This window comes from Prevotella communis (genome assembly GCF_022024115.1).
Lineage (GTDB): Bacteria > Bacteroidota > Bacteroidia > Bacteroidales > Bacteroidaceae > Prevotella > Prevotella communis.
The window spans coordinates 653,724-670,611 of sequence record NZ_CP091792.1 but is presented as its reverse complement, the minus strand read 5'-3'; the positions used below and the strand labels follow the sequence as shown (position 1 = coordinate 670,611).

The window sequence follows — 16,888 nt, the reverse complement described above, 5'->3', positions numbered from 1 at the left end:
ATTGATATATATTATTTTTCACTCTTGCTATATACAAACGCATCCACGTCAACATAGCCGCCAGTTTTCTTGGTAGCATAGTTGAAGATTCCGAACTTCGTGCCCATAAAGAAACGACGATAATCGAAAATCATGCGATAGTTCTCTGTTCCAATCTTTGTCCAGTTCTCGCCATCCAGACTATAATAGAAATTAGCCACATCATGATGACCGGGCTGGAAATCGCCATCAAGGCGGAGGTAGATGATTTGAGACTTGCTTTTTGAGGTTTGAGATTTAAAGGCAGCAGACAGGTCCACGGTCTCGATGACTTTAACCTCGACATTTGTCACAGCCTTCTCACGATCAGTGAGACTCACCTTCTGTTCACTCATCTCAAGAACATATTTCTTACCCTGCTTCTTGATGGTCAGAACACCACTGTCGCCATTAAAGGCAGCCAGACCAGCACAGTCGCCATCCTTCATCTTTGAGATATCCATGGCAATATAACCACTGCAGGTAGGACCCTCCATACGCTGCGTCAGCGTGTTGGGTGCCAGGTACAGGTTCTCCACCACGCGATTGGTCTTCAGACGCAGGAATCCAGGACGCTCCTTCAAGCTCCACGCATTATCGATGGGGTTATGATTCCATTCCCAATGCAAGCCTAACTTCTCACCTGAGAAATCGTCAGAACAAACGATGCCTTTCTCGGGCATTCCACTACGATAAGGACGCATCGTCTCAGGCACCTTTCCATTCTCATCGCCCAACTGTGGCCAACCGTCAATCCAGCGAACGGGACTCAACGTCAGCACACGACCGACGCCACCACGATCCTGGAACATGACGCCATACCAGTCGCCCTCCGGGGTATCCACGATAGTGCCCTGTGCCAGATAAGAGAAACCACCGAAGTCAGACTCCAGCACGGTATTCTTCTCCCATGTGCCATTCAGATCCTTGGTGCGGTAGCACACCTCACGGCGATGACGGCCAGGGGCATAGACATGAGAAATAAGCAGAGCATAATAAGTACCATTGTGCTTGATGACACGTGTACCCTCCAACAATCCACGCTCATCGGCCTCACGCTGGAAATAATGACGCAGCGAACCATCCACAACACCTTTCAGGTCGCGTGTCAACTGACACATCTCACCTGTTCCAAAGAAAACATAGGGTGTGCCATCCTCGTCAAAGAAAAGAGTGGCATCATGGAAATGGCGCAAACGGGAATGGATAGTCCAAGGACCCTCCGCCTTATCTGCCGTGAAGATATACGTGTCGCCCATAGAACCTGGCTCATTGGGAGCCAGTAGAGCCCAGAATTTCCCATCGTGATATTTCAGGGAAGTGGCCCACTGTCCGCGACCATATACAGTTCCTTCCTGTAGGTCATACTTGGGCGAGTCGGTAAGCTTATCGAAGATATAGCCCACGGTCTCCCAGTTCTTTAAATCTTTTGATGCCATGATAGGACCGCCAGGCATCAGATGCATGGTGGTAGATACAAGATAGAAAGTATCGCCTACACGGATGACATCTGGATCGGGCACGTCGGCCCAAAGCATAGGATTCTTAATTTGCGCTTGTGCGCCGGCTCCCAACAGGAGCGCTGCGGCTAAGGTAAGTAACAGTTTTTTCATTCGTTTTGGGTTTTTATTCTTTTACTGCGTGCAAAGGTAACAAAAAAGATTGTAAAATAACACCTACGTATGTTTCTTATCTGTTTCTATTTGTTGCATATATGCTACAAACACAAAAAGAGGTGCGCTATTTCTAGCACACCTCCTTGATATGAATTGTATCGAAGAATTACTTCACAACCTTCTCAACACGTACTGAACCATCGCTCATCTGCTTCTTCACAATCTGCAGACCCTTGTTAGCCTTGATGACGCGGCGTCCATTCAAGTCATAAACCAGGATAGAACGTACTGAAGGAGCAGCGGCTGTCTCGATGCTGGTCTCCTTGTCATTCTTGTAGTCATGACCAGCAAGAGGAGCAATCAGTTTCACAGATGTGATCTCCTCGAAGAATGCCTGAGAAGTACTACCATAGTAGAAGCCAACAGTCAGCTGACCATCCTCAATTGTAATTCCATCTTCTCCGCCGAAATCACCACTACCAGTAAGATAAGCAGCGAAATCCGTCTCACGGTCAACCTCTGCACCAGATTCAATAGCAGGATTAGCAGATGTTCTTACGAAAGCACATGTTCCACTTCCAGGATTTTCGTCAGTAGCTGCATTCCAAGAATTGCCGTTGTCATTACACTTAACAGTAACAACATAGGTACCTGCAGGCAGTTCAGAAACAGTCTGTTCTACGATTGCATAAGGATTGGGGTGCCAACCTGCGTGAATATCACAATCCTCAGGATAAGGAGTGTTAGCGCTGTGGTTCTGTGCACCATCCCAAGAACTCCATGCGAAGCCGTTACCAGCTGCACTGGTCCAACCGGGAACCTCTGTAGAGTTAGCAGGTCCGTAGCAGTTGGGGTTCTTGAAGAATACACTCAGGTCATAAGAAGGAGTTTCACCCTCATCACCGGCAGGAGCAAACAGTGTAGATTCTGCGCCCTTAGCCAGGTCTTCCAGGATAATTGACTTAGCGCGGAATGCAATAGCATCAGCAATCTCGTCGTTATCGCCAAGCTCAGCATCAGCCTGTACAATCAGAGGATCATCGTCAGCAACACCAAGGCTCTTCAGCAACTCAACACCGCGACGGATACGCTCGTGGAGTGCAGCATAACCAGTGGTAATCTGGTTCCAGCCCTTGGTTGAAGGACCTTCAGTGAGCCACTTGCTAGCCATGGTGATTACGTCAGACAGTTCCTTCTTAGCAGCGTTCAGTTCAGCAGTTGTATAGTACTTAACGAAATCCTTCAGAACAAGTGTGGTAACCTCTTCCTGAGTCTCCTCATTGAATGTGGTTTCATCACCATAAGTACAGTACTTATTTACAATAGTAACCAGATTCTTGAAGTACTCAGTATCAATGAACTTAGACTCTTTCTTCTCTACCCAGAGGTCGAATGCCTGCTGAGGCAACTTGTCGTACTCGTCGCAAAGTGCAACGTGGTCTGTCAGAGCCTTTGCAGTTTCGTTAAGTTCCTCGGTCTTCTTAGCATAAGTAGAAGGAGCATAGTAAGAACCCATATTAGCCTCAACCTCCTTAACCAGGTTATCCAGAGCAGTGAAGGCCTCACCGGCATAACGCTCACCATTATTAGTATCGCGTGTATTCTTAGCATCAGCAAGAGCAGTCTGCAGGGCCTTGGTCTCAACAATACCCATTACGTTAGGAATGTATTCAACCTTAACGTCACCGAAGCAAACAGGGTCATCGTATCCAGCAAAAGAACCATTCTCCTTACTTGGAACCAGACGAATCACGAAATTACCAGCCTCAGAAGGAGTAACGGCAAGGTCAAAGTTAACAGCCAGCTTAGAACTCTTCTCAGGAGTAATTGCCTGGAAGTCCTCAGCCAAAATAGCTTCAGAATCAATCAAACTACCATCCTCAGTACTTACAGCTGCCTCTGGAAGAACCTGAACACGCAAAGCAACATCAGTTCTGTCATGACGGCAAGCCTTCAATGTGACGTGGTATGTCTTACCAGCCTCAAGAGCCAGCTTATAATCATCGTCGATACCATAAACAGCCACACCACCTTTGGCAGCATCACGCTGGGCAATGTATACGAGGTCATTAGAGAATGCACCCTGATCGTGCATAATACGGCAACCAGAATCAGAGCCTGCAGGCTGCAAAGCAGTACCTGCATTTACATACCAACCAGCACCATTAGCGTCGACACCTTCACGTGCGAAGTTAGAAGTATAGATAACTGCAGGCTGATCATCACCATCAAGAGAAACAGGACCATAGCTATAATTAACTACGATATCGTTTGCCAAACCGAAAGCATCACCAGCCTTACCTTCTGCTGCAGAGATAACAAGTTTCACAGCGCCTGTCAAAGCAGCATCAGAAGTACGAGTCAGGGTAATAACCTTTGAGTACTCATCGTCACCAGAAGCAGTCAGAGCCTCAGAACCCAACTTAGCCACAACAGAAGAAACCAATACAGGCTGGTTGAAGGTAACAGTGAATGCCTTTACATCGTTAGACAGGTTGAATGAACCATTCTCTGGATCAATCTTTACCATCTCAGGCTCACCATACAGATAAGATACATAACCAGCATTAGCCAGCTCAACATCGAAAGGAGCTTCCATTCCGCTGAAATCAGGAACAGCCTCGCCTTCCCACTTACCAGTAGCGAAGAGCAGACGATGAGCATCATCCTCAGGATTCGTGAAGGCAACCTTCACTTTATTTTCAGCATAGAGATCCTCTTCAAGGAAGATATAAAGATTACCATCACTATAACCCTCAACAGAAACAATATCTTCGAAAGGCTCACCATCAACAGTGAGAGTTACAGTACTATTATCAAAGACCAAAGTCTTCAAAGGAGAAGCAGCCACCAATTCCTTCATATTAGTGGTACCTCCGAGGTCAATACGAACAACGTCATTACCTGAAGCTGCGCTTACAGAGCTCAAGGGGTTAGAACCGCCGAGGTCAATACCGAACTCAATGTTATCAAAGAAGAATTCCGTACCACCATTACCTGGTAGCCAACCATTGTCATCAGCATTACGCTCATCACCATTATTCAAGTCAAAGGCAATGCTCTGGAAATCGTCAACACCAATCTCACCAGACCATTCATAGTTAGTCCACTCAGTGCCTACGGTAAATTCATTGATCATGCCACCTTTCCATTGACGGGGCTGACCCTGTGCAGAGGTAGTAACATGAGACTCCTTGCTAGCCTTAATAGCCATCTTCAACTTCCACTTAGTTCCCTTAGGCATTACTTCGTCAGCCTTGATATAGAACTGAGAATGCCAAGTCTGTGTAGGCTCTGCAAAAGCAGTCACCTTGAAGCACTTGCTACCATCAACGCCACCTTCAACAATCTCAGGTGAATCGGGAGCAGAGTCATTATTGTTAGGACCATCCCAAGAAACAGGGAAGCTTAAGAGATCGTCACCCTCAGCATCACCATTGTTAATCATACTAAGAATACCAGTAACGGGCTTAACAGTACCCTCAATTTCCATACCTTTGAGAATACCGGTACCATCGATGCCCTTAGTCTTGATACAGTTCAAGTGAACATAGGTCATGCTCTCAGGAATGTCATAAGTAGCAGTTCCATCGTCACCAATGGTCAGTTCCTGCTGAACCATAGCACCACCATGGGCGTCACCGCCCTCCTCAGGAGCCTGACGGTTGAACTGAACATAGAATTTGAAACCAGGTGTACCCTTGAAGTACATCTTCTTGGTACCAGTAATGTCAGCATACCAAAGATAGTAAGCTGCAGTATTACCGAAGATACCACTCCACGAACCAATCTCCTTATAAAGATTGTTGTCGCAAGAGAATGGAGTACCATTCGGATTTTCATCCGAGACATCAATAGCCTCAGGGTTCTCTACTTCGGTAGCCCCAGGCTGATCGCTTGTCCATGCCTTAAACATCGACTTATCGAGCTCTGCGCGATAAATCTTCTCCTGAGCCATCGCATCAGAGACGCCCAACATCGTGAGCACCAGTGCGAGCAGCATCATGTAAGTTTTTCTCATGTGCATAAAGTTTTAAGTTAATAATTAAGTTAATAAAATGTGAATAATAAATGATAGTTTCGATTTTAAACGCCGCAAAGTTAATATGAATCGCGCGAACACTATTTGATTTTTGTCTCATAGACTTTGTTTTTTGTCCAAAAACATAAAAATACGCGTATTGCAAATACTTTTGCAACGATACATAGAAAGAAAAACGTGAGTATCTGAATCAGAAACTCACGTTTATATAAAATCAAAACGGGGTATTTTATGCATCTACCTCACCATTTTTCTCAGCATACTCCGACGGTGCGATACCGAAATGTTTACGGAAGATGGTGGAGAAATGAGCCAGATTTGAGAAGCCTACGGTATAAGCCACCTGCGTGACATTGATTTTTTGCTCACGCAGCAGACGGGCAGCCTGCTCCAATCGGATATTACGAATAAACTCTGAGGTAGAGATACCCGTCATCTCTTTCATCTTACGATGCAGCTGTGCACGACTGATACCAACTTCCTGTGTCAGCATATCCACATTGAAGTCGCTATTCGACAGGTTTTTGTTCACCGCCTTCATGATACGTTCCATGAGCAGTTCATCATTACCCTTCACCTCTGGCTGTTCCAGTTTATCCACCTGCTGCTGGGCACCGCTATACTTACCCTTCAGGCGCTGGCGACCCTGGATCAGGTTCTCAATCACCATGTGGAGTTCTTCAAGGTCGAAAGGTTTGGCCAGGAAAGCATCTGCACCGCGCTCGAGACCCTCCAGGCGGTTGGCCACATCGGCCTTGGAAGTAAGCATCACCACGGGGATATGTGCGATATTGACATTGGTCTTAATCATGCGGAGCATGGTGAAGCCGTCCATCTCGGGCATCATCACATCGCTCACCACGACATCATATTCGCCTGTGAGCAGTTCTTTTATGCCTTCCTTACCATTAGGACTTGTGGTGAACTTATAGTAACGTCCTAGTTCAGTAGAGATATAACGGCAGATTTCCTCATCATCATCAACAACCAGCACACGATGTTTGTTGGATGTCAGGTGTTGGGTATTGGGAGACTGTTGAGCGTCAACTGTTTCCACGACAACCTCCTGCTCCGTCAGATGTTCCTTACCCAATGGCAGACAGACCTCAAAGACAGAACCCTTCTCACCCTGACGGTTACGAGCCTCGATAGTACCATGGTGCATATCGACAATCATCTTACAGAGGTTCAGCCCAATGCCCGTACCGTCAATATGCAGGCGATAAGAGTTGGTGCCCTGATAGAAGCGGTCAAAGATATGCTTCAGGCTGTCACCATCAAGTCCCACACCGGTATCAACGACCTGGAGCTTGAGATTCTTGTCATCGTGCGAGAGATTGACATCTATCGTACCGCCATCGAAACTGTACTTAAAGGCATTTGAAAGGAGATTGGTTACCACCTTATCAAACTGACTACGGTCAACCCAGGCCTCCAGGCGTTCGTCCTCATGATTGAAACGGAAGGTGATATTGCGCTCGCTGGCATTATACTCGTACATCTTACAGATGCCATTGACGAATTTCACCATATCCGTCTGCTGACAATGCAACTGCAACTGCTGCTTGTCAATCTTACGTACATCCAGGATCTGATTCACCAGATTCAGGATACGTTTCGCATTATGCTCGATGGTATCGATATCGCGCAGGGCATCCGTCTGATCAGTGCCGGTAAGACGACGTTTCAGGTTGGCCAGCGGACTCATAATCAATGTCAGCGGCGAACGGATATCGTGCGTGGCATTAATCAGGAATTTCATCTTTTCTTCGTTCATCTGCTCGGTAGCACGACGACGATAGGTCACAAAGACATAGATACCTATGGACATCAGGATGGCGAAATAGATGAAATAGGCCAGCTTGGTGCGATACCAAGGAGCACGTATCTCCAATACGACCTCTTTCTCTGGCGTATATTCCCCACCCTGCTGGGCACGCACATGGATATGATAAGTACCGGGCTGCAGGTGGCTCAACGTAAACTCATTGACACCAACCGGATTACGAATCCAGTCACCATCATCAACACGATATTCGAAAATCACGTTCATGGGATTATCGAAATTCATCTGTGAGAAGCCCAGCGTAATCGTATGGTCCAGATAGCTCAGTGTAAAATGATCACTCTCGCTCACCGGCTTATCTGTAACAATGACACCATTCAGTTCGGTATTACAGGTCACAGCACGACCACCGACAAGCACACCTGTCAGTTGCAGAGGTGCCAAAGAGGCGATATCATCCTTAAGATCCTTGGGATTGAACACCGTGAGGCCATCACTATGGGCGAAGAAGATACGGTCTTCATCCGTGTGCATACCAACACCATAAAGGAATTCCTTCTGGGTAAGGCCATTTCCTCCTACATAACCGATAAAATTATGCGAATTGACCTGATACTTCCAGATACCCTGTGAGGTAGAGCACCACAGGTTGTTATCATTTGACTGGACGATATAACAAACTGTCTTATTATTAAGCTGTTCACTGCCTGGGAAGCGTTCCACCTGATGTGCCCTGCGGTCGTAGAGATACAGTCCCTGTTCGGTACCAATGGCAATAAAGCCACGGAGAGAACGGCCGTCGGGCAACTGTCCGCCACGTAATTCGCAGACATCGAAGCATACGACACCTTCGAGCAATGTTTCCCATCCTTGCGAACGGAAACTGCCTGTACTGGGTTCGTAGCAAGACACGCCATAAGATGTGGCCATCCATATCAATCCTTGCGTATCGGACGACATGCCCATAATCCAGTTATTGCACAATCTACCACGCACAGAGTCATTCTGATAGAAATTATAGTTGCGCAAATCACCTGTCTGAGGGTCATAGATACAGAAACCACGAGAATAGGTGGAGATATAGATACGGCCACTGGAATCACTGGTCATATCATTAAAGCGGTCACAGTCATATGTCACCTTCAGCTCTGAACGGCCTGTTACGGGGTCATAGGCAAACAAGCCATCGTCAGTACCCACCCAATAACGCTGCTGACGGTCACGGAAAATAAACTCCACGGCATCCGGTGATGCAGGATGGGCAACGACACGTCCCTCGGTATTAAAGCCGTAGATACCTACGCCCTGTACCGTACACCACACCATACCATTGTCGCCTTCGCAAACGGAAGATATCGTAGAACCAAGGTTGACTCCCTGAGACAAGAAGTTCCAATTCTTAAACGGCATGGGACGCAGGGGCATCAACAGCAGGCCTTTGCGGTGACAGCCCAGCCACATATTACCGCTACGGTCAAAAAGAATGCTACTGACCTTTGCGGTGTTAGAGTCAATGCCATAGGCATCTATAGCAACACGCTCCAAACGGCGGGAATGGTCTGACGACAGGCGGTAAAGTCCCTGACCACGTGTACCTATATATATATTACCTCCTTCATCAATAGACACATTGGTGAAAACGGCCTCACGGGATACAGCCTGACTCACATCAATATTGGCGACACCCATCTTGCCATTGCGGTATGACATGAAACCATGCAGACAAACGACAAGTACCTCGCCATCATGTTCTACGAAACCTTGCGGATTACCTACCTGCGACTTGAAACGGGTCACTTTTTTACCATCGTAAACCACAATGTCTTCATCAAAGCCGCTCTTCCATACCCAGCCGCGACTGTCCTCAAAGAGGCGACTGAAATACATCTCTCGACGACTGGCATTAACATCTTCCAACTTGCCACTTGGGCCTAATTTGAAGATGCCATAGCCCGATGTACCAACCAGGATACTGCCATCCTTGCTCTGGCACAGGCTGGACACACGAGGTTGGATATTATTGGGGAATGGATAATGTACAAATGTCTCCGTATCATGATCAAAACGATCCAGACCACGGTTGGTACCTATCCACAGGCGTCCCTCACGATCATTGAGCAACGATACCACCACATTAACGGAAAGGGAACTGGGATCTTTATCATCATGAAGAAACGTCTGGAAACGGTAGCCATCAAAACGGTTCAAGCCATAGTCGGTACCAATCCATACAGAACCCTGACGGTCCTGACACAAATCAGAAATAAGACTGCTGGAGAAGCGGTCGGATGAAATAAAATATCCTGCCTGAGCATAAGACAGCCCAGAAAAGAGTACTGACAGGAGCAGTAATAATATGGTACGTTTCATACGTTCGTTATGGTAAAACATGCATTATCCGGATGCAAAGATACAAAAAAGAAAAGAAAACAAAACTTTTTATTAAGTTAATTTTTCTTTTGTTTTTGTTTCATGAGGCCAAAAACAGGCATTTATAACAATCTCAGGTTAAAAATGACAAAAACAAAACGGTCACCGATATTCTCATACAGGTGACCGTTTGCATTAGTTTTACCATAACTAATATACTACAAAACTAAAATCCAACTACTAACTATAACTATAAAATGAATCATTACTATTATCATCTAACATCACTTTGTCTTATCGACGATGCAAAAGTACGACCTTTTTCCGTTATAGACTATATCAAATGTTTCGTTTCTTTACGTTTTTGAACATTTATCACTTTTTCTGCGAAAATGCAACCATTTGACAACCGTTGGAAACAAATGAAGTATATAGTCGCCTTACGGACGAGGTAAATACCAGTTCTTTTTGTCCATCAAGAGGGCTCTCAGGGCATCATCCGCCTTTCCATTCTGCTTGGAAATGGGGTCGGCAAGGTATTCTGGAGCGTTACGGCGGAGTGCCACACGCATCAAATCGTAATAACGATAGCCCTCGAAAGCACCCTCCAATGCCATTTCCTTGATTATCATGTCCTCAATCTTTGGAATCTGGTAGTTGATGGTATCCTGACGGGTGGCAGCCTCACCTGCGGCTGGCATCGGCATGCGGTAGAGCGTATCACACTCAGCGCTGCCAGAACCACGGGAATGTATGCCCTGGGTATTCTCGCTTGTAAACAATGTCACGTCAAAGTCGATAAGCGTGCCGGCTTTCACCTGCTCCAGGCTGTCCACATGCTTTGCGACCATATCAGGATAGAGTCCATACTTCAGAACTGCGAAAGCAGACTGAGGACAACCTGCACGGTTCAGGGCTTCAGCATAACGCAGGTAAACCATATTGGCGCGATAAAGAACTACCTCTTCAGAACTGAACTTATAGATATACTGATATTCATTTGAAACACGTCCGAAACGGTCTGCGCTAGTTACAACATTCGAGTAAAGAGCACCAAGGCGCAAGTCACCCAGATATTCCTTCTTCGTCAGATTCTCCCTGGGAGCATAAAGCGTATCAAGAGAACCATCTACTTTTGTCTGGATATAGCAATAGTCACATGATGCTGACAAATCGCGGAGCTGCTGGGTTGGCATCACCTGGGCATACTGCATATTCAAGCTTGTAGAATTGAAGATATTCACGAGTTCGCTATGGATACCGTAAAACTCATTAATCTCCATAGGGATAGCCCACAAGCACTCGTTACCGCCAAAAGAGAGGTTGTCGTTGACGAGACGGAACTCCTTGGTATCCGTATCATCCCAAAAGGCATGAGCCGTACCAGTAGTCACAGGACTTGTACGCAAGGCCAGATAGTCGTGATAATACATTGCAGCCTCATCATAACGACCAGCCCAGAGGCAAAGGTCGCCCAACAGGGCACGGATGGGGATGAAGAATTTCTTTGAAGGTCTTTCATCAATATTACCATAGCCAGGAACAGGTGTGTCCACATAGGGTTTCAAGTCATCAATGAAATATTTGCAGATTTCATCAATGCCCACAGGTGTCTGGTTCATCGCATTCTGGGCAGCCTCCTCAGTAAGCAGGGGCTCTGTTACCAGGGGAACTTCACCATAAATCTGTGCCAACTGCAGATAAGTCCATGCGCGGAAACCTTTGACGGCAGCGTACTCACGTTCAAAAACAGTACGGTCATGGCGTACCAGGTCCTTTTTGACGTTAGTCAGGAAATAGTTACAGTTATTGATAACAGCATAATAGTCACTAATACGGTTATATGCATTCTCCGTGTCAACAGTGAAGTTGGCTACAGCCTTCAGATCCTTGGAAGCAGCAGCCTGGACAGTCGTCAGGTCACCACGCACCTCACCCAGGATGACCGTACGGTCAGCAATGGTCTGAAGCTTATAGATAATACCCATCACGCTATAAACGCTGTCTGAGGGTGAATCCAGATGATTATCCTTCTCATATTCCACCAGCTCGCTGTCGGTCTCCATCAAATCAGCGCAGGAAGAAAACATCACACTGGTAGCCATCAACAAACAGCCAACGCCTATCATCCATTTATTATATACCTTGATATTCATAATTTTCAATTTTCAATTATCAATTTTCAATTTACACTTAGAGGTTCACCTTCACACCAAGAGCGAAAGAACGGGCGTTGGCCAGCAAGCCACGGTCGATACCCTGCAACAAGGCATTGCCACTTACGCCACAGTCGGGATCACTACCCAGATAACGGGTAATGGTGAAGAGATTATAGGCACCGCCCCAGAGCGTGATGCCCTGCAGATAGGTACTACGGATGGGGATAGAATAGCTCAGTGTGACATTGCTCAGGCGCAGGTAGCTGCCATCCTCAATCCAACGGTCACTGAAACGACTGTTACCCATAGGATCACCATAGCTGATACGAGGCATATTGGTCTGCTGGTTCTCACCAGTCCAGCGAGTCAGCATGGCCGTGGTCTGGTTGTAGAAACGAGAGCCACCCTCGAGCAGTGAGCGCTGATAGTTGTACACATCATTACCGATAGAATAGCGGAATGTGGCATTCAGAGACCAGTTCTTCCAGTTGAAGCGAGTATAGATATTACCGTAGATATCGGGATTGGGGTCGCCAATAACAAAACGGTCGTCGTCATTAATGATACCATTATTATCCTTGTCGACGAAACGCATGTCACCAGCAGCGAAATACTGCTTCTCATCACGGTCGTTCACCAGATAATAGCCATCGGCATCGGCCTCAGCCTGAGTGGCATAGACGCCATTGGTCTTAAAGCCATAGAACACGCCGGCAGCAGTGCCTACCTGTGAGAGAATCGTAGCACCATAGGCCTCTGTCTCAAATGATCTGTTGTTATTGGGCAGTGCAGTAATCTTGTTCACATAGTGACCAGCAGATGCTCCCAGTTCCCATCCGAAGTCCTTCAGGTTGAGCACCTTCAGACTGGCACCTACCTCAAAACCTTCGTTTTCAAGCTTACCATCGTTGCTCCAGTTCTCTGCCAAGCCACTGGTCCAGGCCAACTGGCGCAGGGTAAGCAGGTTGCTGGTCCATCCCTTGAAATAATTGACATGGGCATTCAGGCGGTTATTGAAGAAATTACCCTCCAGACCAAGTGTCAGGCGATTGGTAGTTTCCCATTTCAGGGAAGTATTACCGATATTACCAATAGACTTTCCGTCAACCTTCTGGGTCAGCATATTATTAGGAATGAAATAGGTCTCTGAAGCGATATAGTCAATATTATCATTACCTGTCACATCGAAACCGGCATTCAGACGCAGATAGTCTATACCTTTGACATTAGCCAGCCATTTCTCGTTGCTGAGCACCCATGCGGCATTCACGCTGGGGAAGAGGCCCCATACCACGCCACCGAGTTTCAGACCGTCGGCATCACTACCGAAACGTGAACTGGTCTCGGCAGAGAAACCAGCCTGTACATAGTATTTCTCAGCCCAGTTATAGTCGGCCTGAGCATACCATGTAAGATCGCGGCTCTTGTCATCTGCACCCCATGTAGACTTGTAGTTACGTGTATTGCCCGTATTAGGATACTTATCGTTACCGGTATCGTAACCACGCTGGGCTGTCAGCTTGTACTTGCTGCTCTGGTAGCGTACGCCGCCAAAGACATCAATCTTATGAGCACCATAGCGGTTGTTCCACATCAGACGGGTGTCACTCACGATAGCATTCTGACGTGCAGCCATGCTCTGTGCCATATTCGTCACCTGGATATTGCTTGAAGTCATCAGGCGGAAAGGAGGCGTACCCTCAAGAGGCAGGTAATAGTTCTCGTTGGTATTTACCAGCGTGAAATTGAAATGCTCCTGCAGTGAGAGGTGGTCATTGAACTGATAATGCGGTGTGATGCTGAAAGTCACCATACGGTTACCAGACTCATTACGGTTCTCGCCATTACCCAGATTCAGGATAGCTGTGGGGTTAGCCAGGCGTACTGCATTGGCATAGATATTGCCATCATCCTCGAAAGCCTTGCTGGCATAATCGTCGGCAGCCGACAGATAATGACTCAGTCTGCCGTTGACGTCGTATGCATAAGGTGAAAGGAATGGCGACTTAATCAGTGAGAGGAAACCAGGTGCCGTTACCGTACCCACGGTCAGGTCGGCAGGCGCACCGTCATCACGCAAGTCACGGTTCACGTCACTATAGGCAGCATCGAAACGTACATCGAGTCCACGGAACACATGGATATCGGTGTTCAGTCGCATGTTGAAACGCGAGAAGTCGTTACCGCGCTGTGTAGCCTCACCGAAAGAATAGCCTACAGAGAGGTTATAGTTAGCCACCTCATCACCACCCTGCACATTGATGCCATAGTTAGACACAAACGTGTTATGATAAACCTCCTTTGTCCAGTCGGTATTATTATGATAGGTCTTATAATAATAATTGCTGGGATCGGCATTGACAAACTCCATGCTCTGTACATTAGAGGTGAGTCCGCTCAACAACTCAGTAGCATAGAGGCGATAGTCCTCTGCACCCATCATCTTTGGCAGACGGGGCTGGAGCATAAACTGACCGTTGATATTCACATCAATCTTGGTAGCCATCGACTTATTGCGCTTGGTCTTGATGAGCAGGACGCCACCAGCTGCCTTGGCACCATAGATAGCCGTACCGTTCTTCAACACGGTGACACTCTCAATATCAGTAACGCTCAAGTTGGCCAACAGGTTATTATAGTAACCGGAATGCAACATCTCGCGGTCGTACTGCATGTCTGTGATGACACCATCAATCACAACCAGGGGCTGGGCATTTGTCTGAAGACTGGTCAGACCATTCATAAAAATGGTATTACCAATACCCAACTGGCCACTGCGGCCAACAGAATGGATATCAGCACCCAACTGCTCTGCCACCAGGGGGTCGATGCTTACCTGAGCCGTATTCTCGAAACCTTCGGCACGACGACTGGATACAGATGTTGTAGAACGCTCATAGATAGGACTGAACGTATTAGGATAAAGCTCTGCGTTGGTCTTTTCCGTATTGGTACGGATAGCTTTCTGCAGGACCTGATAGCCCTCAACACGCATACTGACACTGCTCACGTACTCGGGCACCTTCAACTCATAGGCACCAGTCTCATCAGTCATGGCAGTAAAACGATGGTTACCATAGGCTTCAACGATGACACCGGCCAAAGGCTTGCCCGTGGCAGCATCCATCACATAACCGCTCACCTTCTTCATCTCCTGAGCTGTCACTGTCAAGGGCAAAAAGATAAAGAGGCAAGAAGGCAGAATACCTTTTACTATACCTTTTATATTATTATAGATTACTGTTTTCATATTCGTTCTATTTTTACTTTTTACTCTTCACTCTTCATTTTCTTGGGACGCAGGTAGATGCAGTCGAGCAACATCTCGCGTGAATAGTTTGGAGTATCCTTAGCCAGAATGCTACATCTCAGTTTAACCGTTACCTTGTTATTCGTCTGACCATAGTTGCAGACGGGGAACTTAAAGTCCTCGGCAACCACTACGGTATCAACGACCTCCGGACGGGTCTTGAACTTCTGCTTATTACCGCAGTCAAATGTCTTTGCATTACCATTCTCATCAACATAGTTGATTTCTGCCTGGAACTGACAAGGCTTCAGATTGGTCTTGGTGGGGTCATAGACCGTCTGAGGCAGCGTTACGATACAGATATCGTAGGTACCTGCCAACGTGTTGCTCAACTTAAAGGTCATTGTCCAGTTACTGGTATTTTTCTCAGGAGAGATAACCAGATACCAGTTCTCCGACACGCTATCTGCCACATGATGACGCGTGGTGTAACTTGACAAGGTATTATCAATAATCACGCCCTTAGCCTCACCCTCGCAGCGAATCTCGCGCTGATAGGTTGTCTGTGGCGTAAATGGCCACTTATCGGTCGTATAGAGTGTACCATTACTACATGTAGCCGGTGTAGCACCATAGAAGATACCACCTTCTTCAAACGGCTTATAGAACACATGATACTTGGGATACTTCTTATCATATGCCCGCGTTTTCAGTGAGTCTTCAGGACTGGCCTGAATGGTACGACTGAAAATGGCATCTGCCAACAGGGCTGAGTTGGCATACAAACGCTGCAGAGAGTCACCACCCTCAACTTTTGAGTCATAACGGAAATACGCCATTGCCTCCTGCCATACGCGCTGCCATTCGTCATTTGAAGGCACAATCATATAATAGGTAGAGTCCTCATCGGCTATTCTGCCAACCTGTTCCAGCAATTTGTTACGTTCAATGAACACAGAATCCACATAGAGCTGCTCACCGTCAACCATGTCACCTTCCACGGAAAGTGAAGGACTGAACTCATCCTCCTCGTAACTGGTCAGCTGTTCACCAATCTTCGTATAACGGTCATCGTTTATCAGCACCTCGTAAAGGTTGCGACGATAAGGCAGTGTGGTTTCCAGGACATGCAGGATACCACCTTTAGCCCTCATATTCTTCTTTTTCAGATTAACACCCATCACCTGTCCGTTACCGATAGAGACACGCTTGGTGTTCAGCAGGAAGAAATCAGTTGGCTGTTCTGTATCATTCGTCAGACTGAACGACAGGTGATTACCCACGAATGAGCGTACCACCATAGAGTCACCCTTATCTGTTTCCAGCAGGGCAAGCACAGAGTCCTTATTGAATGTGCCATTGACGGGTGCCAGCACGGTATAGGTCTGCGAGCCATTTAGGAGATCAGCATAACTGATATCTGTCTTTTTATGCTGGCGCAGTACCATCGTCTTGCTGAGCACCTCACTGAAATCGCTCAATTCCGGGTTCTGCTGGATGGTCTGCCACAAAGACTGCTGACCATTGGCCTGAGTAATAGGATCCTCATAATGGTCGTCCCATTCGCTGCAGGCCGTTGTCAGAGACACGGCCCCGCAGCCTACGCAGAACGCTAAGAAATAATGTTTGATATTATTCGTTGTCATA

Annotated in this window: 6 protein-coding genes; all 6 read right to left on the bottom strand. The window is 46.9% G+C overall.

Features of this window, described 5'->3' with window-relative positions; all coding sequences use genetic code 11:
* Positions 1-11 precede the first annotated feature (11 nt).
* The 6 genes from L6468_RS02630 to L6468_RS02605 all read right to left on the bottom strand — a co-directional run bounded on the left by L6468_RS02630 (position 12) and on the right by L6468_RS02605 (position 16,887).
* Complete coding sequence (locus L6468_RS02630) at positions 12-1,631, bottom strand: glycoside hydrolase family 43 protein (RefSeq protein ID WP_237794882.1); 1,620 nt, start codon at positions 1,629-1,631, stop codon at positions 12-14.
* Between the two features lie 169 nt (positions 1,632-1,800).
* Positions 1,801-5,655 (bottom strand): hypothetical protein, encoded by a 3,855-nt coding sequence (locus tag L6468_RS02625; RefSeq protein WP_237794875.1) that lies wholly within the window; start codon positions 5,653-5,655, stop codon positions 1,801-1,803.
* Positions 5,656-5,905: 250 nt separating this feature from the next.
* Entirely contained in the window at positions 5,906-9,832 is a 3,927-nt protein-coding gene (locus tag L6468_RS02620) for a hybrid sensor histidine kinase/response regulator transcription factor (protein WP_237794873.1), read from the bottom strand.
* A 440-nt stretch (positions 9,833-10,272) separates the two neighbouring features.
* A complete protein-coding gene (locus L6468_RS02615) occupies positions 10,273-11,988 on the bottom strand; it encodes a RagB/SusD family nutrient uptake outer membrane protein (protein WP_237794870.1) in 1,716 nt (571 codons plus the stop codon).
* Between the two features lie 37 nt (positions 11,989-12,025).
* Positions 12,026-15,241 carry a SusC/RagA family TonB-linked outer membrane protein gene (locus L6468_RS02610; protein ID WP_237794862.1) on the bottom strand — a complete coding sequence of 1,072 codons (3,216 nt, stop codon included), beginning with the start codon at positions 15,239-15,241 and terminating at the stop codon, positions 12,026-12,028.
* A 20-nt stretch (positions 15,242-15,261) separates the two neighbouring features.
* Positions 15,262-16,887, bottom strand: a complete 1,626-nt coding sequence (locus L6468_RS02605; RefSeq protein WP_237794858.1) for a fasciclin domain-containing protein — start codon at positions 16,885-16,887, stop codon at positions 15,262-15,264.
* Position 16,888: the final 1 nt, after the last annotated feature.